The organism is Chryseobacterium nakagawai, assembly GCF_900637665.1.
Taxonomy (GTDB): Bacteria; Bacteroidota; Bacteroidia; order Flavobacteriales; family Weeksellaceae; genus Chryseobacterium; species Chryseobacterium nakagawai.
The window spans coordinates 3713829-3739780 of the sequence record NZ_LR134386.1; the positions used below are offsets into that span (position 1 = coordinate 3713829).

At 35.8% G+C, this 25952-nt stretch carries 17 protein-coding genes; all 17 read right to left on the reverse strand.

The window, feature by feature from the left end; translation table 11 throughout:
- Positions 1-40: 40 nt before the first annotated feature.
- Positions 41-451, reverse strand: coding sequence for a hypothetical protein (locus EL260_RS16825; protein ID WP_123856462.1), 411 nt, complete (start codon positions 449-451; stop codon positions 41-43).
- 83 nt (positions 452-534) lie between these two features.
- Complete coding sequence (locus tag EL260_RS26220; protein ID WP_394343525.1) at positions 535-1503, reverse strand: RHS repeat domain-containing protein; 969 nt, start codon at positions 1501-1503, stop codon at positions 535-537.
- Positions 1504-1793: 290 nt separating this feature from the next.
- Complete coding sequence (locus EL260_RS16835; RefSeq protein WP_123856466.1) at positions 1794-2351, reverse strand: hypothetical protein; 558 nt, start codon at positions 2349-2351, stop codon at positions 1794-1796.
- Between the two features lie 4 nt (positions 2352-2355).
- Positions 2356-3468, reverse strand: coding sequence for an RHS repeat-associated core domain-containing protein (locus EL260_RS26225; protein ID WP_123856468.1), 1113 nt, complete (start codon positions 3466-3468; stop codon positions 2356-2358).
- A 16-nt stretch (positions 3469-3484) separates the two neighbouring features.
- The gene (locus EL260_RS16845; protein ID WP_164466534.1) at positions 3485-3991 is read right to left on the reverse strand and encodes a hypothetical protein; all 507 of its coding nucleotides are present in this window, start codon (positions 3989-3991) and stop codon (positions 3485-3487) included.
- A gap of 10 nt (positions 3992-4001) precedes the next feature.
- Positions 4002-5978: an RHS repeat domain-containing protein gene (locus EL260_RS16850; protein ID WP_123856472.1), complete on the reverse strand. Its 1977-nt coding sequence runs from the start codon at positions 5976-5978 to the stop codon at positions 4002-4004.
- A gap of 401 nt (positions 5979-6379) precedes the next feature.
- Complete coding sequence (locus tag EL260_RS16855) at positions 6380-6853, reverse strand: hypothetical protein (protein ID WP_123856473.1); 474 nt, start codon at positions 6851-6853, stop codon at positions 6380-6382.
- Positions 6828-10325, reverse strand: coding sequence for a DUF6443 domain-containing protein (locus EL260_RS16860; protein WP_228445496.1), 3498 nt, complete (start codon positions 10323-10325; stop codon positions 6828-6830). Before EL260_RS16860 ends, EL260_RS16855 begins: the two co-directional genes overlap by 26 nt.
- A 4-nt stretch (positions 10326-10329) precedes the next feature.
- Positions 10330-13596 (reverse strand): hypothetical protein, encoded by a 3267-nt coding sequence (locus EL260_RS16865; protein ID WP_123856475.1) that lies wholly within the window; start codon positions 13594-13596, stop codon positions 10330-10332.
- Between the two features lie 13 nt (positions 13597-13609).
- Complete coding sequence (locus EL260_RS16870; protein WP_123856477.1) at positions 13610-15241, reverse strand: T9SS type A sorting domain-containing protein; 1632 nt, start codon at positions 15239-15241, stop codon at positions 13610-13612.
- A gap of 560 nt (positions 15242-15801) precedes the next feature.
- The gene (locus tag EL260_RS16875; RefSeq protein ID WP_123856479.1) at positions 15802-16215 is read right to left on the reverse strand and encodes a hypothetical protein; all 414 of its coding nucleotides are present in this window, start codon (positions 16213-16215) and stop codon (positions 15802-15804) included.
- Between the two features lie 181 nt (positions 16216-16396).
- The gene (locus EL260_RS16880) at positions 16397-16786 is read right to left on the reverse strand and encodes a hypothetical protein (protein WP_123856481.1); all 390 of its coding nucleotides are present in this window, start codon (positions 16784-16786) and stop codon (positions 16397-16399) included.
- Between the two features lie 92 nt (positions 16787-16878).
- Positions 16879-19206, reverse strand: coding sequence for a beta-glucosidase BglX (bglX, locus tag EL260_RS16885; RefSeq protein ID WP_123856483.1), 2328 nt, complete (start codon positions 19204-19206; stop codon positions 16879-16881).
- 72 nt (positions 19207-19278) lie between these two features.
- The gene (locus EL260_RS16890) at positions 19279-19986 is read right to left on the reverse strand and encodes a carboxylesterase family protein (protein WP_123856485.1); all 708 of its coding nucleotides are present in this window, start codon (positions 19984-19986) and stop codon (positions 19279-19281) included.
- A gap of 146 nt (positions 19987-20132) precedes the next feature.
- Positions 20133-21524 carry a glucoamylase family protein gene (locus EL260_RS16895; RefSeq protein WP_123856487.1) on the reverse strand — a complete coding sequence of 464 codons (1392 nt, stop codon included), beginning with the start codon at positions 21522-21524 and terminating at the stop codon, positions 20133-20135.
- Between the two features lie 66 nt (positions 21525-21590).
- Positions 21591-23069, reverse strand: coding sequence for a RagB/SusD family nutrient uptake outer membrane protein (locus EL260_RS16900; protein WP_123856489.1), 1479 nt, complete (start codon positions 23067-23069; stop codon positions 21591-21593).
- Between the two features lie 5 nt (positions 23070-23074).
- On the reverse strand, positions 23075-25912 hold the full coding sequence (locus tag EL260_RS16905; protein WP_123856491.1) for a SusC/RagA family TonB-linked outer membrane protein: 2838 nt from the start codon (positions 25910-25912) through the stop codon (positions 23075-23077).
- Between the last annotated feature and the right edge of the window lie 40 nt (positions 25913-25952).

Below are 25952 nucleotides of genomic sequence, written 5' to 3' on the forward strand. Positions count from 1 at the left end.
TTACTTCACAACACGAAAAGATTCGTGTAGCAGCGTAGGGTTATTTTATATAATATAATCCTTTAAGATTTACTGTAGTGTATAAATCATAAATTCCATTTTTTGCGTCTGTACATATTTGCGTATTTTCTTCATAATTATAACACATACTGTCTATCAAATTAACTGGAGACATTTTTACTCCATTTATGATAGGGGTTTGAGAACTTCTGGAATCTAAATTTAAATCATAATTATTTCCTATTTTTATTTTTTTATAGTGTTTTGTTATATGCTCTTTTTTAGATACTATTTTAAAAATAGAATTATTTCGTTCTGCATAAATCAAATAATAATTATTAATAGAATCTATCTTATAAATAGTATATGTGGGTAAAACATTTTTAAAATGTTTGTAATTATTACATGATATCAATGTAAAAAAAATAATTAGTATTATAGCTTTTTTCATTATAAGTTTTATTTATGGGTATGTCATTATTACTGTTCCACTTGGCAATGTATAATCAACTCTGGCAGCTCCTGTATATGTACTTATTTTATTACCCATAGCATCATAAACATTTCGTTAATTTTTAGATTTTGAGGAGTCGCAGACATATGCGCATCCCAATATTGGCTATTTTTTTTGAGATCAGGCAAAGGACCATTGAAATCAGGCCTTCCAGATGGAGGTGAAGCATCTATACCGGTATTTTTTGTTTTTAATCCTGCTTGATAAGATTCAGTAAATTCATGTAAAGTTAATGATCCATTAGTTCCCATTGAATCATCAGCAGTACTTAAAACAGTTGGGTTCAATTCTTGATATGTATTTACTATTTTACTAAAAGATGTGCCTTCTTTATTTAATAAAAGACTAGTTTTTGTTCCCATAAAAGCACCTCCAACATATAAATTCCCTGTTGATGTAACTTTTGTATTCTCTGCTTTGGCATTGACAATAACGGAATGATCATCAATTGCATTAGCTAATTGCTGAGCATCTCCAGATAGTTTTTTACTGAGATTATTTTGTTTATAGGAAACTTTACCATTACTATCTTTACTTAAAGTAAGTTCAGAAGAAACCGATTTTTGCAATTCTTTTAACGCAGCATCTGCTGCACCTCCAGTAATAATTACATCTTTATTTTGTCTTCCATCTGGATCAATGAATCTGATTGGATTGTTAAAAGCATAATTATAAGGACTATGTCTCGTCATTTTCTCTCCCAATGGGTCTATAACGCCCCATCTTCCCAGATCAGGCATATACATCCTAGCGCCATAATCATACATACCCGTCTCTTGCAACTCCTTTCCATTGTACTTGTAACTATATAATCCTCCAAAATTAGAAGTTCCAAACATTCCTGAGATATGGTTGAGTCCAAAAGGATAATAGTTGTTAGTATCGGTAATTTCCAGAACACCTGCGCTGTCTTTCCCAAAACTCACTCTGGTATTTCCTAAGTGATCTTTATACTGGTAAATATAGATAATTCTTAATAAAAATGCCACACGAAAGGATTCGTGCGGGAACGGGATATTTTTATTAATCAGAAAAAATAAAGATTTTGTAAAAAAATGCAATAATATAACACAGAAAATCTCAGATATGTGAGGTTTTTCTTATCTACAGAGGAACGAGCGAGATCCTCGCATCAGCGGGGGAGGAACTTTAAAGACAATTATAAAATTCTGATAATAGACTTTTAAAGCCATTTTTGTAATACAAAACCCACCGCAAAAAACGGTGGGTTTGTTTTTATCTACCGACACGAGCGAGACGCTCGCGCCAGCGGGGCCACTCATTGAGTAGCTTTGGTTATTTTTATTGTCTTAAAAATTTCTAAAAATATTTTTTTATTTTCATCACTTAAATTATTGCTTATTATAGCAAACTTATTTTTGTGAATATCTACGCTATCAAAATAAATACCAACTAGTCCTTTATTAGGTTTCTTAGGAAGCATGACTTGAGCAATATTCCTATTAATAGTATCATAGTAATAGTAATTATCATTAAATACACCGTTTTTATAATCTATATCTAAGTTAGGTGTATAATAAATCCTTGCTCCTTTTGATCCAACTCTTCTGTAAACTTCTTTTTCTTCAGTAATTGAATAATCTTCAACAAAAGGCTTATAATAAGAACCTAAATAGACAGTCCCAATCGATTTTTTATTAGAAAGGATATCATAAATTTCAGCATCTTCACTATTCGTTTTTTTTAATAAAAAACCTACAGGCATTTCAAAACTGACATTTTTAATGCTACTTTTTTTAAGCTTATATCCTTTCTTATCTTGTTGACAAGAATAAACTGTAGTTATTAAAGTCAATATTATAAATATATTTTTCATCCCTTTATCGAGTGTTTATTTCATTAAAGTTTTCAACTGCTTTTTTTAATTCCGATGACCTTCTAAAATTTGGATTATTTCCAGGTGTAGAAGCTTTGTATACATCTCCCTGCTTTACATTTAAAGGGACCCAGGCAGCTTCTGCTCTTTGTTGTGTAGTTACATTGAAACGCCCATTATTATCCATAATAGTATTTGAATTTTCATTAAGATATAGAGTTACAGCCTGTTTGTATCCTTCACCTAGTCCTAGCATATGACCTAATTCATGAAATATAGTATGTTTAAAATCACCCCCTTGATAATTAACAATTCCAATTTGTCCTCCAATTCCTTCTGTTAAACCATTTGCACTAGTTCCGTCTTTACTACTATAAACATCTTTTGATGTAATTGTCATAACATTTGCTGTTCCTTTGATTTCATTTGCATCGGTAATTACTTTATATGCAATTGATAAATTTTTAATATTATCATCTTGCTGTATTTTACCATTTGCTAACGATCTGTTTGCTTGCCCGTTGAATTCATTCCACCCTATAACCCCTTGTGATCCAAATCCTGCTTTCGATAGATTCAAGCCTTCAGGATTATATATTAATAAAGTCATCGTCATGGATACATCTCTTGATACATATTGTGTTCCAGAAGAATATGTCTTGGTATTTTTTGATAATACTTTTGTGATAATATCAGGTGGTATTGGTGCACGTCCATCAGGATCAATAAATCGTAATGGATTATCAAACGCATAGCTATAGCTATATGGACTGTGGCGAGTCATCTTCTCTGCCAATGGATCCACAACTCCCCATCTACCTAAATCCGGCATATACATTCTCGCTCCATAATCATACATACCAGTCTCCTGCAGCTCCTTGCCGTTGTACTTGTAACTATATAACCCTCCAAAATTAGAAGTTCCAAACATTCCTGAGATATGGTTGAGGCCAAAAGGATAATAGTTATTCGTATCGGTAACTTCAAGAGCACCTGCGCTGTTTCTTGCGAAACTTACCCTTACATTTCCTAAATGATCTTGGTACTGGTAAATATACTGATCATTTTTGTAAGGCAAGACCCTCGCAATTTGCAAGGGTCTTTTTTTATAACTCATATCAAACGAGAAATAGTTAAAAAGGAATTCCTTCTGATATATAATCTTTTTGTGATCCTTTTTCTCTGAATATAATTTTATTAGGAAATAAATATCCTTTTAAATAGATGATTTTAAAGACATAAAGTTTATGAGAAGGAATAATATTATTTTGTATAACACTATAGGTCTTATTATTAATTGGAATTAAATTAATATCGCTTCCAAATTTTCCCCAATATTTAATATTAGTATTTTTACGATGTAAATCAATTTTCTGTACATCTTTTTTATCATACGAAAAGTAGAGAATTCTACTTTTTACCTCAGATATATAGCCGCTTATAGCCAAGCTATCTTGGTCAAACGTAAACTGCGATAGCATATGTTTTTTAATTCTAATTTTATTTTTAGTATTCAAAATGTAGTAATACGTTATAGTATCTTTTTGATTTGGATAATATGAATCTTTTATAACTGAATACTTAATTCTAACTTGATTTTTTTGTCCAAACAAAAAAGCATAATTTATTATAAATAACATAATAAATATTTTACTCAATAGCATTCTCATCTTTTGGTTTAGTATTACTTTCATAAACTGTTTTAAGTTGTTTCATTATTGTTTCAGCAGGACTTCCTGCTTTGGGAGATATATCATCTCTCATTAAACCTGCCGTTTTAGAACCATATGCTTCATGTTGATCTTTACTTCCAACTAAATCCACATGGGCTTTAATTTCATGATAAATTGTCTCAGCATTATCGTAGTCATTTTTGTCCTTTCCTCCCGATCTTTCAGAATGATATTTTTCAGCCTTTTCAGTAGATGAAAAATATCCATTGTCAGGATTGGTATTCAATAAGATCATTGCAATATTTTTTCCTTTGCTTTTACTTACATCTACATTATTAAAAGGCTTAAATTCAGATATTTCCGATTTTGGATCTATATTTATTTTACCATCTTTCACCACAGTAGTTTTTTCAATACCATACGAGGTTCTACCTGCTGCTCCTTCTTTTGTCGGAATTGAACCAAAACCAATATAAATATCTGTTGTCTTAGATTTACTGTATTTATTCCATAATTGTTTACCTGCACTAGTTTGTAAAAGTATTTTCTTTGCCTGTGAAAAATTTACATTTGATCCTACTATTATTATATCTTTTCCCTGCCTACCGTCGGGATCAATAAATCTTAAAGGATTGTTAAAAGCATAATTATAAGGACTATGACGTGTCATCTTCTCTGCCAATGGATCCACAACGCCCCATCTTCCTAGATCCGGCATATACATTCTTGCTCCATAATCGTACATTCCCGTCTCTTGCAGCTCCTTACCATTGTACTTGTAACTATATAATCCTCCAAAATTAGAAGTTCCAAACATTCCTGAGATATGGTTGAGACCAAAAGGATAATAGTTATTCGTATCGGTAACTTCCAGAACACCTGCGCTGTCTTTGGCAAAACTTACCCGGGTATTGCCTAAGTGATCTTTATATTGGTAAATATAACGGTTTTCTGTGAAACTGTAAAAACCTTCTGAAGTGGGTACAAAATCCAGTTTCCATGCTGGCGGATCTCCTATATTAGGAAAAGTTTTTCCGAGATTTCCGTAAGCCTGTTCTTCAAAAGCAGATTCGGTACGACAGGTCAGACAGAGTCCTCCACCCTCCCGGTATGAGTATTGGAAGCCATCCAGATAATCGGTCATACTGGTTCTAGCCGATCCTCTCGGAGGCCGCGTTGAATACGTTTTTCTTAGTTTGGTTCCATCTGCACGGTATAAATACATCAAGTTAGCATTAAATGGTTGCCCAATTATAGGATTTGCATTACTAATTGTGAAAGCATTGGGAAGGTTAAGGTGATTATAATCAATAGTATTCATCCCTTTATCTTTCATATTAATCATATTTCCGTTCACATCATAATCTATTATATTATTTCCGCCTTCATACCCGGTATCATTCATTGCAGATTCTATCACCTGATTCAGGCGGTTTCCGGTGTATTTATATTCAAGGTTATCTACCAATGCAGGAGTTTGACCTGATATTGGGGTGGCTTTTCGTTGCAGGGTATTAATGTTTCCATTCAGGTCATAAGTAAGATATTCATCAAAATTACCATTGCCAGGATTAGTGGCATTAGGTTCTGAGTAAAAGCCATTTTTTAAACGGTTCAGAGGATCATATTCATAGTTGTATCTTTTCAGAATGTCTTCTGAAGAATTCTTCCAGTCGATCTCTGCAATATTTCCGTTAAACTTCCCGGGTGATTTTGCTGAAGATACAGGATTATGATATTTTATTTCATAGCCAAACAATCTTCCATTTAGATTCGAAGGATCATTGATCTTAGTCATCCAACCACGGATATTGTACTTATAATCCATCTGCTGAAGCGCAGATCCTGCAGCAATTCCCCCCACTTTTTTAGATTCCAGCTGCGAAAGTTCATTATACGTATTCTGGGTAAGGATTTCCACAGGATTAGCATCTACCTGATGTTTGTGAACCAAAAGTCTGTTCTGGTGGTCATAGTCAAAGGTTTGGGTGATGACTCTTTCTGTATCGGTTCCAACCTCTTATGTTTGGTGATCACTGTTTGAGCTACTCCTGCAAAATCCAGCTTGGGATTTATAAGAACAGGCTGCTTTGAAAAAGCAACCTGTTTATATTTAATCTAGCGCGAGCAAAATAATCGCACCAGCGGGGGTTTATTCATTACCACAAATATAAAAAATTCAGTCCTTTTATCCTATACCTAAACATTATCCCAAAGATTTATTTCTATTGTTCTGTTTTCATTTACAAAACAGAAAAACAGAACAACATAAAACACAAAACCCTAGCAAAATGCGAGGATTTATTTTATCTACCACACGATAATCGTATGTTAGCAGGAGGATTAAAAAATATCCTATTCACTTTTATCACAGTCGCTCTCCACAAAAATCTGAGTTCTATTAAAATCTGGAATGAATTTTTTATCTACGAAATAGAGTGCTCTTTCATCAATTGTTGATTGTCTGCCTTTCTTTAAATTAGATATATCTTGATTTGTCTTCTCAAAAAAAGAATCGAAAAAATTAATAATCTGCTTATCTTTTTCTTCACCCAAGTCAAAGATTATTAAAGAGCCTTTATAGTTATAAGTCTTAATCCTGTTAGAGAGATTATCATTATAATTCATTTTTGCAAAGCCGAACAGATATTGATTGTTACATTTTTTAATTAAGCTTATTTCAAAAAAAGCAAACTCCTTTTCAGCAATTATTTTTTCTATGTAATTATAAAAATCCTTCTTTTGGTGAGTCTGAGCAGAGCAACCAAAATTCAATAAAAGAATGCATAATAAGAGAACTATTTTAATTTTTTTTAAATTTTCCTTCATAAGCTTTAATTATTTGAGAGCTATTATATATAATGGTTGTATTGTGTGCCGGAGCGTAAATAAAATTCACTGCATTAGGCATAGTTTCTGCAGACACTCTATCTCCACGATTAGTTTTACTCATTATCTTAGAGGTAAAGCCATTTTCTTTTAGTGGAAATTTTGACATTCGAAACCCACTAGGATTTAATGGGCCTGAAATTTGTTCGGGATTCCATGTCCCAGGATGCAAATGTCCTTGTAATTTAACATTACTTCCATCATAAACGGGACTTGTAAACGTTTCCTGATTAGATGTATATACAACAGTATTATCTTTACCATTTACTTCAGCTGTCTGTATTCCAAATTCTACATTTACTTCTCCCGATTTCATCCAATCTCCTACTTGATTAAGATAATCCATACCTTTTGTTTCATCTCCTTTAAAGTCCAAATATGTCTCTCCAGTTGTTGAATATTGATGAGTATTCTCTTTGATAAAGCCTTTTTCACCAACTTCAAATCCACCATCATTTTCAGTCTTTAGATTTCCACTACTATCAAAATTCTTTTCAGTATAAATCACATCCGTTTTAGATTCAGCCATCCATGTAAGATTGCCACTTTTATCCATTTTGTATATATCCGTTGCTTGTCTTCCATCCGGATCAATAAATCTCATAGGATTGTTAAAAGCATATGTATAAGGCGACCATCTCCTTGAAGTTTCAGCCAGCGGATCAATCACACCCCATCTACCGATATCGGGCATATACATCCTAGCGCCATAATCATACATACCCGTTTCTTGCAACTCCTTACCATTGTACTTATAATTCAAATATCCACCTATTAGACCCTTATTTCCGCCTACATGGTTTAATCCAAAAGGGTAATAGTTGTTTATATCTGTTATTTCCAGAACGCCTGCGCTGTTTTTTGCAAAACTTACCCTTGCATTGCCTAAATGATCTTTATATTGGTAAATATAACGGTTTTCTGTGAAACTGTAAAAACCTTCTGTTGTAGGCACAAAGTCTAATCGCCACTTCGGTTTAGAAGGAAATATAGGCCCCATACTCTTACCATAAGCTTGTTCCTCATAAGCAAAACTTGTTTTATCTAGTGATAAAGGTCCTCCTATTGATCCATTATCATAGTAGGTATACTGAAACCCATCTAGATAATCGGTCGTAGTGGTGTTTCCTATGTCTCCCTGCATTGCATTATAATTAATTTTTCTAAGCTTTGTTCCATCTGCACGATACAGATGGTTTATAGCAGTATTAAAAATACGCCCCATAACTTTTTGACTTATTGAAATCTGATTAGGCAAATTAAGATAATTATAGACAATGGAATTGATGTTTTTATCTTTCATCGTAATCATATTCCCATTTACATCATACTCCATCAAATTACCTCCTCCTTCATAACCTGCTTCATTCTGCGTAGCATCTGTTACAGTCTGTAGCCTATTCCCTTGATAGATATAGGTAAGGTTGTCTACAAGTAAAGCCATATTCGAACTACTTTTACCTGTTCTCCAAAGACGGGTAATATTGCCATTCAGATCATAATTGATCTCTTCATTAAAGAAGGATTTATCAGGTGCTGTTGTATACGGCTCTCTATAAATTGCCTGATTTAGTCGGTTTAACTTATCATACACATAATGATATACTTTATAGGTGTCATCATCTGGTGTTTTCCAATGGGCTTCTGCAATATTCCCTCCATATTGAGCCGTGGAAGTTGTAGGAATAGATGGATCCTGATATTTTATTTCATAGCCAAACAATTTTCCATTTAGATTCAAAGGATCATTGATCTTAGTCATCCAACCACGGATATTGTACTTATAATCTATCTGCTGAAGCGCGGATCCTGTAGCAATGCCACCCACTTTTTTAGATTCCAGCTGCGAAAGTTCATTATACGTATTCTGGGTAAGGATTTCCACAGGATTAGCATCTACCTGATGCTTATGTACCAAAAGTCTGTTCTGGTGGTCATAGTCAAAGGTTTCTGTAATCACTCTTTCTGGGTCTGTTTCCAGTCTCTTATGTTTGGTGATCACCGTTTGAGCTACTCCTGCAAAATCCAGCTTGGATTCTGTTTTAGTATAGCCTCCCAAATGATTAATGGAATGGGTTCCTATCACTCGTCCTTTGGTGTCATAATACGTATAATTCTTGGTCCAGTTGTCATCTTCAACATTCTTAACAAAACTCATCACAGGAAGTCCCTTGGTGCTTTTTCCTTCGGAGGAGACTGTTTCTTTTAAAGTAGATTCTCCCTGAATGGTAATGGGGAAAGTTGGATTAAAACCATAAGCAGGATAAGAATCATAATAATTGACACTTAAAAGCTTAAAGTTAGTTGCAGGATAAGCTTGATTACTTGTATAAAAGACATCCATTCCACTATTACTCCAACTGTTAACAGATCTGACTTCGTTATTGGAACCATGTCCTTCTATTGCAGCCACCTGTTGAATTCTGCCTGGCTGGCTGTCTAATATTCCCGTATAAATTGGTCTTGAAAACTGGTCATATTTTGTAAACAGCCATTTATCTTGAGACCTTAAATTGGCATCCTGACTAAGAACTAGCCTATCCTGTTTATCATACACCATATACTCCCAGCCCTTTCCGGGAAGTTTCTTTTCTACCAGTCTTCCTCTTCCGTCATAACGGTACTGATAGCAGAGATCATTGAGCAGAGCTTCACTAATAGGTTTTTGAACCGCATTGGGAGGAATTACAAAGGCCAGCTGATCGTATTCGTTATACACATAGTAAGTATCTGCCTGCTCGGCGGAGCCCATCAGCTTTCTTACCAGCAAGGTTTGCCCTTTCCCATTTTTGAACTCCACCGTTGGGTTTCCATCTTCATCTGTCACTGTATTTTTATACAAGGTACCAGGTGCATATAAAACTGCCGGAGATAAACTTATCCCACTTTTAGTGGCCCCGTTTTCCCAGGTGGTGGTGGTAATATGCTGGTACACTTCATTGCCTATATTGGTTTCATACCCAAACTTCACAGGCTTTGTACTCCAGTCATTCCCCACCTGGATCTGCTGCTGAAGCCTGTTCAAAGGAGAGTTTTCCAATATTTTCTCAGAAAAGATCTTTTCTGAGCCATAAAGAGAACTGCTGGCATTGGCTAAAGGATTGGGAATAATCCCCCCATTCAAAGTTCCTGATTGAGGTACAGGAAGATAGTCTTTCACCTGTCTTCCGAACTGGTCATATTCAATGTGAGTAACCACGTCCTTTCCCAAGGGAGAGGCTTTTACATTCACTACCTGTTTAGGTCTTCCCAGACCATCAAAATACTGGACGGTTTCTGAGGTTTTTGAAGGGGCCGTTCCATTATAATCAAGATAGGTCCTGGATTGGATATAGTTTTCTCCCGGGGTAAGCTGGGCATGAACTGAATAGCTTATCAACAGCATGCCTATGGGAATTATAAGTTTTTTCATCTTCTTAGTTTTTGTAATGGTAATTGAATTCTTTTAATAGTTTTCCGGTATTATTATGTTCTCTGACTTCTTTAAGCCTGCCGGCAGCATCATAAAGGTAAACTTCACGGATTCCGGAGGGAGGGGTAATACTTCTTACTCCTATTAATGGATCATAACTGTAGGTTGTGATCTGGTAACCGGATAAATTATTCCTAAAGTCCTTAAAGGCATTGTGCAGATTGGTTTCATCATTATTTCTTTCAGCAGCGGCATCCAGATTAGAAGCATTCACTATACTATCTATAAAAGGTTGCCCAATTCCTTCCAGTTTTGCATTTTCAATCTTGGCAATAGGCTGAGTTTGGTTGTACCCCCAGATAATGACTGTTGACACTCCCGCTCTGTTAGTATACTGCACAATATTCCCTTTGGAATCATACTTATCATAACTCAATTCTGTTGATCCCTGATTAGGATTTTGGAGATCATAAGACAATACTGAGGTTGGGAGTACCAAAAATCCTGTTTGAGAAATTGGAAGGCTCGTAGGGAAAATTGTTTTGCTTTTTGATACTATATTGCTAACTCCATTAGCGGTTTTGGTGGTCGCTGTTTCTAAGGGAATAGCAATCATATTTCTATCAATTAACAGCTGATTTCCGGCTTGGTGAGCATATTGATATTCTGTTTTTATATTCTCCCCGGATGGTAAAATATTTTCAGTACTTTTCACATTGAAAGGTTTGTTAACATCAGTATCCCAATAGGCATTTAATGTCTTTGTTAGAATAGATTTATTTCCAAAAAACTCCTTTGTTGTGGTTTCCACATGTTCTATTTTTGCAGATTCAATCATGTACATTTTTTGTTCCACAGCATAGATCTCCACTGGAACATCCATCACAATGGCTGTTCCTTTTGCAATATCGAAATCTGTAGAAAAGGCAGCTATTTTAGGAACATTGGTGGTAAATTCTGACAAACTGTTTTTTAAGGTATTTAGCTGATATGTGTTTTTGATTACTTTTAAGGTATCGTTGGCTTTATTCAGATAAATTTCTCTCTTTAACCTCCCGCCTTTCCATTTATTGTATACATAATTTGAACTGCTGGAAATTTCATATTCTCTTATAATTTTTCCTTTATCTGTAATTTCTACTACAGAAGGATAATTAATGACATCCGAACTTCCATAGCTGGTGTTCCCCTGACTGGAATTGTGAAGACGGTAATATTTTTCAAAAGCATATCCAATCTCTGTGCCTCCAGAATATTCTTTGATTTGTCTTTTAATAAAAGATGAAAAATTATATTTTTGTTTCAACTGAAAATCAGGAATAAAAACTCCATTGCTATATTTTCCGTAGGCATACTCATAAACGTTTGAAACATTATTCGCATCAATATCTTCTATTTTACGAATGCGAGGGGATCCATATTTTTTCGTTTTATCTGTATAAATAGGATAAGAATATCTAATCTTCCCATAAATACTGCAATTACACTTTCCTATTTTAAACAGATTCAACATCAGATCCTGCCCAACAGGGATTTCCCAGTCAATAGTGCCTGGTCTATATTGGGAAAAAGTTTTACTTCCAGTTTGTGCAAACCCCCAACAGGCAGTTTCTGCTATCGTCTCCGGACTCCCCGGAGGATTTTTTGCATTCTCACAAGAGTTCCAAAAATCTATTTGAAGTTTTCTGGGAGTGGCATTAATTCCAAGGTTTATTATTTGCTGTATATGTGCCGATGTAACAGGGAATGTTTTGGTGTCATCAAACCCATCTTCTTCACGTCTTGTTTTAAGTTCCCCTATACCTAAATATCCATCGGCATCTCCTATAGATTCCTTTACTGTGTTGTAAGGAAGTTCATAATAAAAATTTTTCTTGGCTCCTGTAGGGTATTTTATAGATGTCAGCGTCCCTAAAACAGCATACTCTTCATTAGATTCTCTGTTTCTTGTAGAAATAGCGCCCATTTCTGCTAAAGGAACATCATAATCGTAAACTTTATTGGGGATATTGGGTACTTCTCCATTATAGATGCTGTTGATGTATCCCCAGTAATCATCATTACTACTGCTGCGTTTAGGAAGCTTATACTTCTCATTGTACTCAAATGAATATTCCGTGTTTTGCAAATTATCACGAACACCCAGAAGTTTAAGCCTGTAATCTTCATACGTTTTATTCGCATTATCCGTTTCAAAATAACTATAATTAAGACTAATATCTTTTACAATAACCCCAGCTTTATTGGTTACTATAATTCTACGAAGTGCAACTCCCAAACCGCCGCTCAGATCCTTTCTGTATGAGGAACCATCTGAAAATGCAGCATTAGTATCATTGGAATACAAAAAGTTAATTTCCCCATTATCAAAACTTATTTTACTGATCAGAGATTCTGAAAAAGAAGTAGAGGCTTCTGTTTTTTCATATCTGGGAAGACGAGTCAGATCCTGAAAATTTCCACCTGGTTTGGATGATATTTTAAAATTAGCAACCTGGTTGATATTTCTTTCCGTATAACTATTATTCTTATTATAAGAAAACAGAATAGATTTGCTATTAACTTTAAGTTCATCAAGATTGTATAATGTCTTATGTGCCACTGTAGGACCTCCCATACCTTCAGGCATAACCAAATTTCTTGGAGACATCCAGTATTCAATACCCTGCGTATCTTTTATATAAAATTTACCATCATTTCTTGTGATCACAACATCATCATTGGGAATTAAAAAAGTCTGATTATTCTCTTTCAACAGAAAAGAACCTGATGCAGTAGGCAGGTTGTAATCAAAAATATCTTTTTGGGTATCGTAAGTACCACCGTATATACTTTCAAGATCAGCCCGTATCTGATTGTTCATATATGACTCTGTAATAGTTCCACTATACGCTCCATATTCGGCTATATTTTTCTTGAAAAACGGAACATCCAGATCATCGAGACCTACTACATTATGAGAAATCGTTCCAGGAATACTCAACGACCAGCCTAACCCTACCGTAGTCGCTACCTCGTTTAATTTGATTCCTCCTGTATTATACGCAAGAGAAATAGGAATGCTAATTCCGTTAACGTTTATTGTATAAATTGGGATATTAATATTGGCTTTTCCTCTGAAGTAATCCATAGGTATAGCCTCCACTTTGGAAAGACTGTAAGACTCTGCGCTGGCTGGTAAAGGGACAACCTGTTTGGTTTGTTCGTCACCAATAAGCTGCGCTTTACCAAGCGTTCCAATTAGTAATAATAATAGTATTATTTTTTTCATGATTAATGTTTTTTTACTTTTTAATCAGCTTTGCATTCGCTGTTTTATTATTATCAGTTTTTATAGTTACCAGATAAGCGCCTTGTATCAAAGCCTGGGTATTGATCTTAGTCACTCTGTTCTTGGTTTTGAAATTCTGAAGCTGTCTTCCACTCATATCATACAGCATAATATCAGCTTCTTTAAAATCAAAGCCGATTTCTACATAGGCATAATCGGACACCGGGTTCGGGTAGATCTTCATTTCATATTTGGCAATCAGATCACTTACCTGCTTGTCGCCAAGCTTCACGATTTTCCAGTTTTCTTTCCCCAATTCTTTAGCACTGGTTCCCGCTAGCACAATAGAACCATCTCTATTCAGCTTTAAATCTGAAAGTCTTTCCTCTTTTTGTCGGGATTCTCCTGTTATATGTTTTCTCCACTGTTCATTTCCATTTCCATCCAGGTACAGCATCCAGAAGGTCTCATCATCTTTTTCTATTCTTCCCTCGGCCTGGGTATAGCCGCCTAATAAGATTCCTTTAGTGATGTCTTGATTCTTGGCTCTTGTCTCTTGACTCTGGATCACACTCATTCCCATCAGAATATCACGATTTTTGAAATTGTAGGACTTTTGCCACTGCTCCTCGCCTCTTTCATTAAGGGCAATCAACCAAAGGTCTGTTCCTTCTTGGGTGCCTACTGTTTTGTTTCCTGATCGTTCGGATCTTGATTCACCGCCAATAACATAACCGCTTGATGTTAAGGCCAAGGTTCTCACATGGTCGTCTCCCTTACCTCCAAAGTTCTTTTCCCACTCTACTTTTCCATTTTTATCCAGTTTGACAATCCAGTAATCCCCTTCACCGAAGTTGCTGCTGGCTTTTGGCATCTGGCTTATGGCTGTTGAACTCACTAATCTTTCATCGGAAGATTTTACTTCAGTATTTCTTATCCCAGAATCCTTAACCTCGGAACTTCTTGAATAAATACCCAATAATGCTCCGCCGTCTTTGGTGGGAATCATTTTTTCCACTTCGTCTAAACCTTTTCCACCTAATATCAATTGGGAGAGTTCTTTACCGTCTTTGTCGAGTCTGGTTATCCAAACATCTTTTGAACCATAGCCCTTTGATGAGTTTTGAACATTGCCGGCTACGAAAAAGCCCAAGTCTGTCGTTTGAATAACAGATTTGGCTTCCTCATCAGAAGAAGTTCCCAATGTTTTCTGCCATAATTCATCACCGAATTCATTGATTCTGATGAGCCAGATATCGGAACCGCCTTTGGAATCGCCTTTCTTATCGAGTCCTTTTCCTGAATACGAAGTTCCGGCTAAAAGGAATCCGCCATCCTGAGTACTTACCGTTGCAGATAAATAGTCATGATTTTGTCCTGAAAAATACTTTTCCCAAGTTTCTTCACCCTGTTGATTCAATTTTATCAAATGGAAATCATAGCCGTTGTTCTGTTTATTGCCTTGTTGGAGTTTGTCGCTCTGTATAGAGCTTCCTGTAATAAGATACTGCTGATCAATGGTCGTAGTCACCTGACTTAGAAAATCTTGGGTAGTGGATTGGATGTCTTTCTGCCAGAGTACTTCCTGAGCAGACATACCCAGAACCGTGCATACAGTACATGCACCGAGATAAATTTTTTTCATTCCCGTGTTGTTTTTGAGTTTAATGATTAGGTTTTTAAATTCGAACAAATTTAACTTTTTTTTGTTAATACAAATCATATCCATGTGAGTTAACACGAAATATTTGTAATGAATTACCGAATTTCATTACACTTTAATGATCTTATCCAAAACTATCACAGCACAACGACAGAGCACGTCGTATTATTTTAAAACTATTTTTAGCTTAGGAGAGCTTAATGAAAATGCAGGAGGAAAGGTCTTTCCAGGTGACAAAAAATGAATTTCAGAAACAAAAGTTATGATGTAAAAAGCCCTCTATTGATAAAGTAACGCTGATTTGAGCCTTAGCAACAACATCATTCATCATTCATCATTCATTACTCATAAAATAGCCCCGATAGTAACGGTTACCCCGCAACACAGGTTAGAAAGCCGGGGGATTGAGCATTGGAATGCTCTGGCGTGAGGAGTATGAGTGGATAGCGGGATCAAGCTTCTAAAAAATGTTTAAAACTGCATATATTCATAAAAAAAGCCACCCTTTCGAGTGACTTACTTTTACTTTGAAAAACTTGATCTTATTGATAAATTACTACATCATCTTTTTTAATTTGGTAGCCCGTCTTTTTGTAGGGAACCAGCACATAAGTTTCTTTAATATGGCTGCCGCTTTTCCATATTTTAGCTTTTCCTTCTTTTTCAAGAATAATACTTTTTGCTGCTCCTTCAGAAATAAAAACTTCTGCACGCTTCATATCTTTACTAAAAATAACGGCCGTCATGGTAGTTGAACTCTTATCTGAGCCTACTTCCTTTAATTTGATTTTCTGCTCGAAAACCCGCACACAATTATTTCTGATTTGCGAATAGGTATACCCTGCAGAACCTATACAACCGTGAACATCTCTATCACCTCCCAAAGCCGGAGTTTTTTGTTGGGCAAAAACTAAAGAGCCTAGGAACATCATGCTAAATAAAATTGGTTTTTTCATATTTAAATTATTAATGTTTTCTGTTTGGTAAAAAGTCTTTCGGAAATAAAGATATTAAATTCATTCTTAGTTACAAAAACATTCTTTTTGAGCAATTTATAAAGTCTATTTATTCCGGAAGCCATCTGCACACAAAAAAAGCCACCCTTCCGGGTGACTTAATTTCTTTGAAAATCTGATTTTATTGATAAATTACAACATTATCCTTTTTAAGCTGATAACCGCTTTTTTTGTAAGGAGTCAATACATAATCTTCATTTTTCCACGCTTTCGCTTTTCCTGCTCTGGTAAGAATTACACTCCCTCCTTCTGCATCTTTAACAAAGACTTCAGCTTTCTTCTTGTCTTTGCTGAAAATAACAGCGGCAATATAGTCTCCTTTTGTAGCAACTTCTTTTAGCTTTATTTTTTCTTCAAAAGTTCTGACACAGTCTTTCTTGATCTGTGAATACGTATATCCTGCTGAACCGATACATCCATGAGCATCTTTATCGCCACCCAAAACCGGTGTTTGTTGTGCAAATACTAAAGTACCAAGGAACATTGCGCTCAATACAACTGTTTTTTTCATATTGTTTATATTATGATAACCAGACACGGTATTAATAAAAATCATGCCAGAAAAACATAAAACATATGGCTGTGAAAAACTTTTTCTACTTCTTATTTTGTCCAGGTAATCTTTGCATGCTTCACCTCATCGGAGCTGGTTCCGATCATAATATCAAATTCTCCTGATTCCCAGTCATATTTTAAATCACCATTGTAAAACTTCAGGGTTTCCGGGGTGATCGTAAAGGTTACTTTTTTAGATTCGCCTTTTTTCAAAAATACTTTCTGGAAACCTTTTAACTCTTTTACAGGTCTTGTAATACTTCCCACCATATCTCTGATATATAACTGAGCGACCTCTGCACCATCATAATTTCCGGAATTGGTTATGGTAACAGATGCTTGAATTTCTTGATTTCCTTTAGGGTTGGTATTGGAAATACTGATATCTGAATAATTGAATTTTGTATAGCTTAATCCATATCCAAATGCATACAATGGGGTATTGCACTCATCCATATAATTAGAACGGAATCTTTGATATTCGCATTTATCAGTCAGCTTCTGGTCTAGTGGACGGCCTGTATTTTTAGCATTATAATAAATAGGAACCTGCCCTAAGCTTCTTGGGAACGTCATTGGAAGTTTTCCAGATGGGTTTACTTTTCCGAAAAGAACATCTGCCATCGCATTTCCCGCTTCTGAACCTGGGAACCATGCATTAAGAATCGCGTCAGGAGTATCTTTTACGTTTGTTAATGCTAATGGACGACCCGTGAAAAGAATCATTGCAATTGGTTTTCCGGTCTTTTTCAATTCGTTCAAGAGGTCAACCTGAGACTGAGGAATGGTAATTTCTGACCTTGATGAAGATTCACCACTCATTTCTGCAGATTCTCCAATGGCCAAAACAATAACGTCGGCCTTATTGGCAATATCCACCGCCTCTTTTAGCAATTCTTCTTTTGAACGATTATCTCTATCCGTTTTCTTTCCGTGAGCAGCATAGATTTCTTCTAATTTTGCATCGTAATCGATATTGGCTCCTTTTGCGGAAAGGAATTTTACTTCTTTACCATAATTTGCCTGAAGTCCCTGCATTAAGTTAACTGAAACACTATGTTTTGTAGCAACACTCCAGGTTCCGGCCATGTTCATGGAGTTATTGACCAATGGTCCGATTACGGCAACGGTTCCTGATTTTTTTAAAGGCAATATCTGGTTTTCATTTTTCAGTAAAACCATTGATTGAGCGGCAACGTTTCTAGCGATATTACGATTTTCCAGGTTGTACACTTCTTTGGCTGCCAGTTTTGCATCTCCGTGTTTGTATGGATTATCAAAAAGCCCTAAGTCATATTTTGCTTCAAGGATCCTTCTGGCTGCCATATCAATCTCAGCCTGGGTAACTTTTCCTTCAGACAGAGATTTTTTTAACGTGGTTAAAAAGCCTTCTCCTACCATGTCCATATCAACTCCTGCTTTTAAAGCCAGTGCTGAAACCTGCTGAAGATCACCCATTCCATGATCTACCATTTCATTGATCCCGGTATAATCGGTTACTACAAATCCTTTGAATTTCCATTGATTTCTCAAAACTTCAGTCTGCAGCCATCTGCTTCCTGTAGCAGGAACTCCGTCCACTTCATTGAAAGAAGCCATTACAGAGGCCACTCCTGCATCTACAGCTGCTTTATAAGGTGGAAAATACTCGTTGAACATCCTTACATGGCTCATATCAACGGTATTATAATCTCTGCCGGCTTCTCCAGCTCCGTATAATGCAAAGTGCTTAACACACGCTAATATATTAGTACCATTAGCCAGGTCTTTACCTTGATAACCGTATACCATATTTTTTGAGATCTCACTTCCTAAATACGGATCTTCACCGGAACCTTCGGAAACCCTTCCCCATCTTGGTTCGCGGGAAATATCCACCATTGGCGAAAAGGTCCAGTTAATCCCATCAGAAGCGGCTTCTCTTGCTGCCACTCTTGCAGACTGCTGTACCAGGTTCATATCCCATGAAGCGGCTAGCCCTAAGGGAATTGGAAATGTTGTTTCATATCCGTGGATCACATCCATTCCGAAGATCATTGGAATTTTCAAACGGCTTTTTTCAACGGCTACTTTCTGAACGGCTTTAATTTTATCCGCTCCTTTTATATTGAATAATCCACCTACTAATCCCTGTTCTACTTTTTTCCCGATATCTGAACTCTGAGCCATTCCGGTAGTAAAGTCTCCGGAAGTAGGAAGGTTCAGCTGGCCGATTTTTTCATCTAACGTCATTTTAGATAAAAGATTGTCTACAAAGGCTTTCTTCTTCGCCTGATATTGTGCAGTCTGATAAGACTGTACAGGCTTGTCTACCATTTCCTGAGCGGAAAACACCGGCGAAAGTGCCAGGGTTGCAAGTACAATTAACTTTTTCATAAATCTATCTTCTTATATTATTGTTTTGATTTTTATGTAGTTCCTTTCGTTTCCCGAAACTTATATTCTTATTTATTTTTCTTTCTTTTTAGACAGCATCCATTCATATAACTGTGGATTTGAATAGGCAGAATCCCATGAGTTATGATTATCATTAGGGAAAATCACTAATTCTGCCGAAGGATTCACAGGGTGAAGTTTTTGATAAAATTTGAAAGCATTTTCCGGTAATACAATATCATCCATCCCCCCATGGAATATTTTCATATTCAAATCTTTAAATTGCTGAATATTAGCCGTCATTACCTGATCTGTTGGTGCACAAACTGAAGCAACTGCTGCAAACATCTCAGGGTGCTCCATCGCCAGTTTTAAAGTTCCCCAACCTCCCATGGAAAGCCCAGTCAAATAAATTCTGGAAGCATCAATTTTATATTTTTTCTGAATATCCTTAATCAGATTATAGACTGTAACCGTATCCCACCAGGTATCTGCCGGGCATTGTGGAGCCAGAATAGCTACTGGTTCTTTGATCAGATTTTTATAAGTAAACGGGCTGTGTGCTTTTACCAGTTCAAGGTTATTTCCTCTTTCTCCAGAACCATGCAGAAAAACGATTAATGGAACATTTTCTTTTGTGTTTTTAGGATAATCCAGTATATAGGACATTTTCTCCTGTCGTTTAAACTCTTTGTTCAGTTCTGCTTTTATCTCCTGAGCATTCAGTTGTAAAGAGAATGGCAGCAATAAAAGAGGGATATGCTTTAATTTTAATTTCATATTGTTATTCAGGTTTTGGCTAAAGCCATTGGATGGATTTTTTTTATTTAAACAGGCTAAAACCCGTTTCTATTGAATTGATTCTCTTAATAGCCATTAATTCACAAATAAAACTTGTTCATGTACTTGAAACTAATAAGAAACATCTATTTGATTCCATATTTTGGTGACTGGAAGTTTAGTTTCTTCAAGCCTTGTTGTATTTCCGGAGCATTCATGAATAGCTTCCAAAGGAAACCGGTTCTGTAATTTTCAATCATGGGTGCTATCGTACCCTGGTCAATAGCCAGATACCTTGGAGTAAACCAGTTGTTATAATTGATGGAAGTTGCATCATAAGGACCTGCTGAACCAATAAATTCAGGTTTCTGAGTATAGATGAACCTCAGAAAGTCCATGGATTCTTTTGGAGTATATGGGAAGCTGCTTAACGCTGCCGTAGGAGTTATAACTCCATTATCATTACTTGGCATGTGCGCTGTATAGCCAGTACTTCCGTCCTCATTTCTTGTATAGCCGGCTGTTAGCCCCCAATAGTTTGGACCGTAGCCTTTCCATTGTTTTGGGTTTTCAACACAGTATTTATAATCAATAAGGGTTTGATTTTTATTAATATCAAAGTAGTTTTTCACCAGTTTATCGGATAATCCTGTAGGATCAAGCCCAATGTATGAATATTGAGCCCAAAAAAGTGGCCCGCCGTATTCCTCGGCATAGTTGTGCTTTACATACAGAGGTAATCCGTATTTTGTTTTGTTGGTGAGGTAGGTCCCGTTTCTGGTCCAGCCTTTATAATAAGTTTCAGCATCAATTGAGTAGGTAGGTGAAGATGCAGCAAGAATATAGGTAATTAAACATTCATTATATCCTTCCAGTGGAAAGTTCATTTCCCATTGATATTCCGGTGACCAGTGCCAGTACAACACCTTTTCACCTCCTTTGGTGTACCAGTTCCATTGAATTCCTTTCCAAAGTTCATCACATTTTGCAGCTAAAGCTTTTTCTTCAGTATTTCCATTTTTAAAGTATTCACGAACCATTAATATTCCTGAAGTAAGGAATGCTGTTTCTACAAGATCTCCGCCGTTATCTTTTTTTCCAAAAGGAACTGTCTTACCCGTTTCTCCATTGATCCAATGTGACCAAGCGCCTTTGTGGCGATCTGCTTTTGCCAAAAAATCCATGATATGGGTTAATCTTTTCACAGCTTCTTTTCTTGGAACAAATCCTCTCTCTACTCCTACCAATAAAGTCGCTAATCCAAATCCTGAACCTCCGGTTGTGATAACATGCTTATCATGATCCGGATAGATATTATCTTCATGGTAACGCTCTCTTCCCAACATAGAATTAGGTTCTGCATACTCCCAGAAGTACTTTAAGGCATCTTTCTGTACTTGATCCATCAGCTGCTCATCGGTAATGGTGCTTTTCACTCCATTATTTTTTACAATTTCCGGTTTGGAAACCTGGGCATTTTTACAAGAAAAAGTAAAGAATAAAGAAGTTACGGCAATTGATAATAGGGTCCTTTTCATTGGTATCGGGTTATGGGTTATAAAATTAGAGGAGAATTTTCACTCTCCTCTAGTTTATGGTTGTTATTAGTTATATCCTGGGTTTTGTTGAGAAAGGCCACCAGCTTCCATGATAAATTCAAAAGGAAGTGGGAATAATTCATGCTTCCCAACGATGAATTTTTTGCCACCATCCGCAGCCATTGCAGCCTGTGCCTGACCTGTTCTTACGAGATCAAACCATCTGTCGTGCTCAAAAGCAAGTTCTAATCGTCTTTCTTTCCAGATTGCAGTTCTTACATCTGCCTGTGAAACTGCTGTAGTTGGCGCTATCTTAGCTCTTTCTCTAACCTGATTTAGTAGAGGAATAGCAACACTTGTCTGTCCTAATTCATTCAATGCTTCTGCTTTGATTAACAAAACTTCCGCATATCTAAGGTAACGGATATTAGTATCAGTCGCATCCTTATCATAGAATGCTGAAGAATAAGCCTTATAATTATAGAACTTGTTCTCTACCGTATTAGGAATATATCTTCCATCATACAATGTCATATCTCTATGAATAATTGTAGCATCTCTTCTCTCCGTATCTCCTTCTGCTGTATAAGCATCATATAATCCTTGGGTAGGTGTAGCAAATCCCCAGCCCCAGCCACCGGAACCTCTAACTCCCTGAACCACGCTATATTGCTGAATTGCTTTACCTGCATCAGCACCAGATCCCTGAATTTCAAAGATGGATTCTGCGTTATTTTCTCCAGAAACTTTATAGATTTCAATGAAGCTTGGAGTTAATGAGTATCCCGTCACTAAATCACATTGTTCTGCAGCTAACTGCCATTTTTTCTGATAAAGATATACTTTAGCCAATAGTGCATGTGCTGCTCCTACAGATGCTCTACCTACATTATTTCCTGTATATACGGACTTATTTGGCAAGGATTCTATAGCATCTTTCAAATCTTTTTCAATGAATGCATAAATTTCCTCTTTAGAAACTCTTGTAAGCTGCATTTTTTTATCTTCAGCATTATCAAGACTAGGAACATGATCCACCAAAGGAACTCCCCCAAAAGATCTTACCAAGGTAAAGTACATGAAAGCCCTCAGAAATTTAGCCTCACCAGTTAGTCTTTTACGTAAATCAGAGTCAGCTTTATCTAATTGTGGAATATACTTTAAAGCTTGATTACATCTGTTTATTCCTTGATAATTAGAAGCAAAAAGTTCTTTAAAAGATGGTGTTGTAGCAGTAATATCCAATGCGTCCAAAAGATTTTTATCAGATCCATTATCTCCTGCTGTAGAACCTTTATCGGCATCATCAGAAATAATGGAAGTAACACCAATCCAGGCAAACGTACTCATATTCCAATCTAAAAATTTAGCATAGATGGAATTTACAAAGTAAGTAGCACCATCATTATTATTAAATTTTTCAAGGTCATCAATAGTCATTGATTCTGATGGTTTTACATCAATAAATTCATCACTACAGCTTTGTACTGCAGCTACTGAACCTAGTAACATTAATGATATTAACAGTATTTTATTTCTTTTCATTTTTTCTAAAAGTTTACATTTACACCAAATACAAAAGATTTTAACGTCGGATAAGCATTAAGTTCTACTCCTGCCATTTTGTAAGGATCTCCCTCTGTTTTCGCATCTGCAGGATCATATCCCGATAATTCAGTGGAATATCCTGTATATTTTTGCCAGATAAAAGGATTAATTGCACTTACATAAAATCTGATAGACTTTACATAGTCCACTACATTCTTTACTGTATACCCAATTGATATATTGTTAATTCTGAAATAATCTCCATCTTCCAGATAATAAGTTGACGCTAATGGATTGTCAGTAGATGGCTTCGGATTTGTTCCAGTTGGGTTAGATGAAGTCCAGTAATCTTGAACTACTGAAGATTCAATATTTACATTATTACTTCTCTGGGCTTTTTTACCATTATAAACACTAAATCCAAATGCTCCATAACCATTGGCTGCAAAGTCCCAGTTTTTATAACTTAATGAAACATTAATTCCTAACATTGATTTTGGGATATAAGAATTAAAATATTTTCTGTCTCCCGCATCAGCTCGTCCTGTAACACCATTTCCATTAAGATCTTTATACTTCATGTTTCCGTTAGCATCTAATCCGTCATATTCCCATAGATAAAAACTTCCTAAAGCATGGCCTACTGTAGAACCATTAAACAATTTAACCCATTCTCCATTTCCTAAGCTACCTCCACTTAACTGAGCAATATTCTTTTGAGTGTCCACTCTGGTAAGAACATTTTCATTAAATGAATAATTAGCACCTATTGAATAAGTCCAATCTTGGCCTACTTTATCTGCCCAGTTCAGAGAGAATTCCATACCTCTGTTCCTAACTGCTCCTACGTGTGAATAATAAGTCTCAGACTGCCCTGAAGTTATATAATTGGTTATTCCTAAAATAAGGTTTGTTGTTTCTCTGTTGTAAGCATCAACGCTACCTGTAAGCCTCTTATTAAACATTCCAAAGTCTAATCCTACAGAAGATTCTTCAGTAACCTCCCATCCTAATACAGGATCATACCCTTTATTGACAGTAATCCCGTTACTTACTGGATTTGCATTTCCAAATCCATAATTATAATCTTTACCAGAATTTAAAGGCAAATAGTTCAAAGGAACTCTTTGATTCCCTAATTTACCCCAGCCTCCTCTTAGCTTTAAAAGATCAAAGAACCCGTCTTTCATAAAATCTTCTTCAGAAATAATCCATCCCGCTCCGAATGATGGGAAAGTCCCCCATTTTTGCCCTGCAGCAAATTGAGAAGATCCATCACGTCTTACGGTAGCACTCAATAAATAACGATTCATTAGTTTATATTGTGCTCTGGCGAAATATGAAACAGTTGTATTTCTGTCAAATTTTGTAGAATAAAGACTCTGAACATTATTTATATAATTAGTGTCTTTGATATTCCAGTAGTTCTGGTCATTCAACAATAAGTTCTTTCTTTTGATAATAGTCTGATCAATTCCATTTCTTACCGTTGTTTCTGTACCTATTGTTGCTTCGATATCATGAACCCCGAACTTTTTATTATATGTCAAATAATTCGTTAAAGACCAATTGTAATAATCTTCTTTTGTATTCTCCAAAGTATTTTTTGGGTTAGAAGCAGAGAAATTATTTGCCACCCTTGTTGGATCTCCTGCAAGCCAGATTGCAACTTCATCTTTAAAATTATATGATTTATATGTACCATATTCTCCATTAAATTGAGAAGTGAATCTCAGCCCCTTAATGATATCGATATCTAGTTTCAATCCACCTTGCAATAATGTACTTTTATTTTGTTCATTATTAAGTAATAATTGACTGACAGGGTTAGTCACATCATTAAATTTATACCCTGTATAATCTACAATACCTGTGGTTTCATTTACATACGGCATTCCAAATTGTCCGGAACCATAATATACAGGAACCATTGGAGATTGTTTATAAGCTGTTGTAAAAGCATTAAAAGGCTTAGGAGTTGATTTTGTGAAGGCTACACTTAAATTTTGAGATAAAGTAATTCCCTTAGTAATCTTAAACTCATTATTGGTCCTAATGGTTGCACGATTGTAATCTGTACCTCTCAGAATAGATTGTTCATCATAATTATTTAAACTGAAAAAGTATTTCACAGCTTCGGAAGAACCAGAAATAGAAAGATTATGTTGATTATAAATCCCTGTTCTCGTAATTTCCTTAAACCAATCTGTATTCACTGGTTGATTAGTGGAAAACTCATTTTTATTAAGGGCAATATTGTTATAAGCTGCAAATTCTGATGCGTTTGCCATCTTCACGGTTCTCAAAGGGCTTCTTACCCCTACTAATCCATCATAAGAAACACTTAACTTTCCTTTTCCTGATTTTGTAGTGATGATAATCACCCCATTAGCAGCTCTGTTACCATAAATAGCTAATGCAGCTGCATCTTTTAGAATATCATAAGTAAGAATATCATTAGAATTGATATTGTTGATATTTTCTAAAAACATTCCATCCACAACATAAAGTGGTGTTCTACCTCCTGTTACAGTTCCAAGACCTCTTATCATTACTGAAGGTGTAGATCCTGGCATATCAGAAGCCATAATCTGTACCCCTGCAGCTTTTCCCTGAATGGCTTGTGTAGCATTCAGAACTTTGGTTTTGGTTACTTCTTCTGCACTGATGGAGCTAATGGATGTTGTATTATCCACTTTCTTACGGCTACCATATCCGATCATGACCACTTCGTCAATCTTCTGAACTTTGGCAGAGTCATTTGTAACCTGTGCATTCACGTTCATCCCGAAGTATAAAACTGCGATGAGGCATGGATACTTTAAATTACTTTGTTTCATATAGTTTCAATTTTATTCGTACAATCAGATTTTCAACATT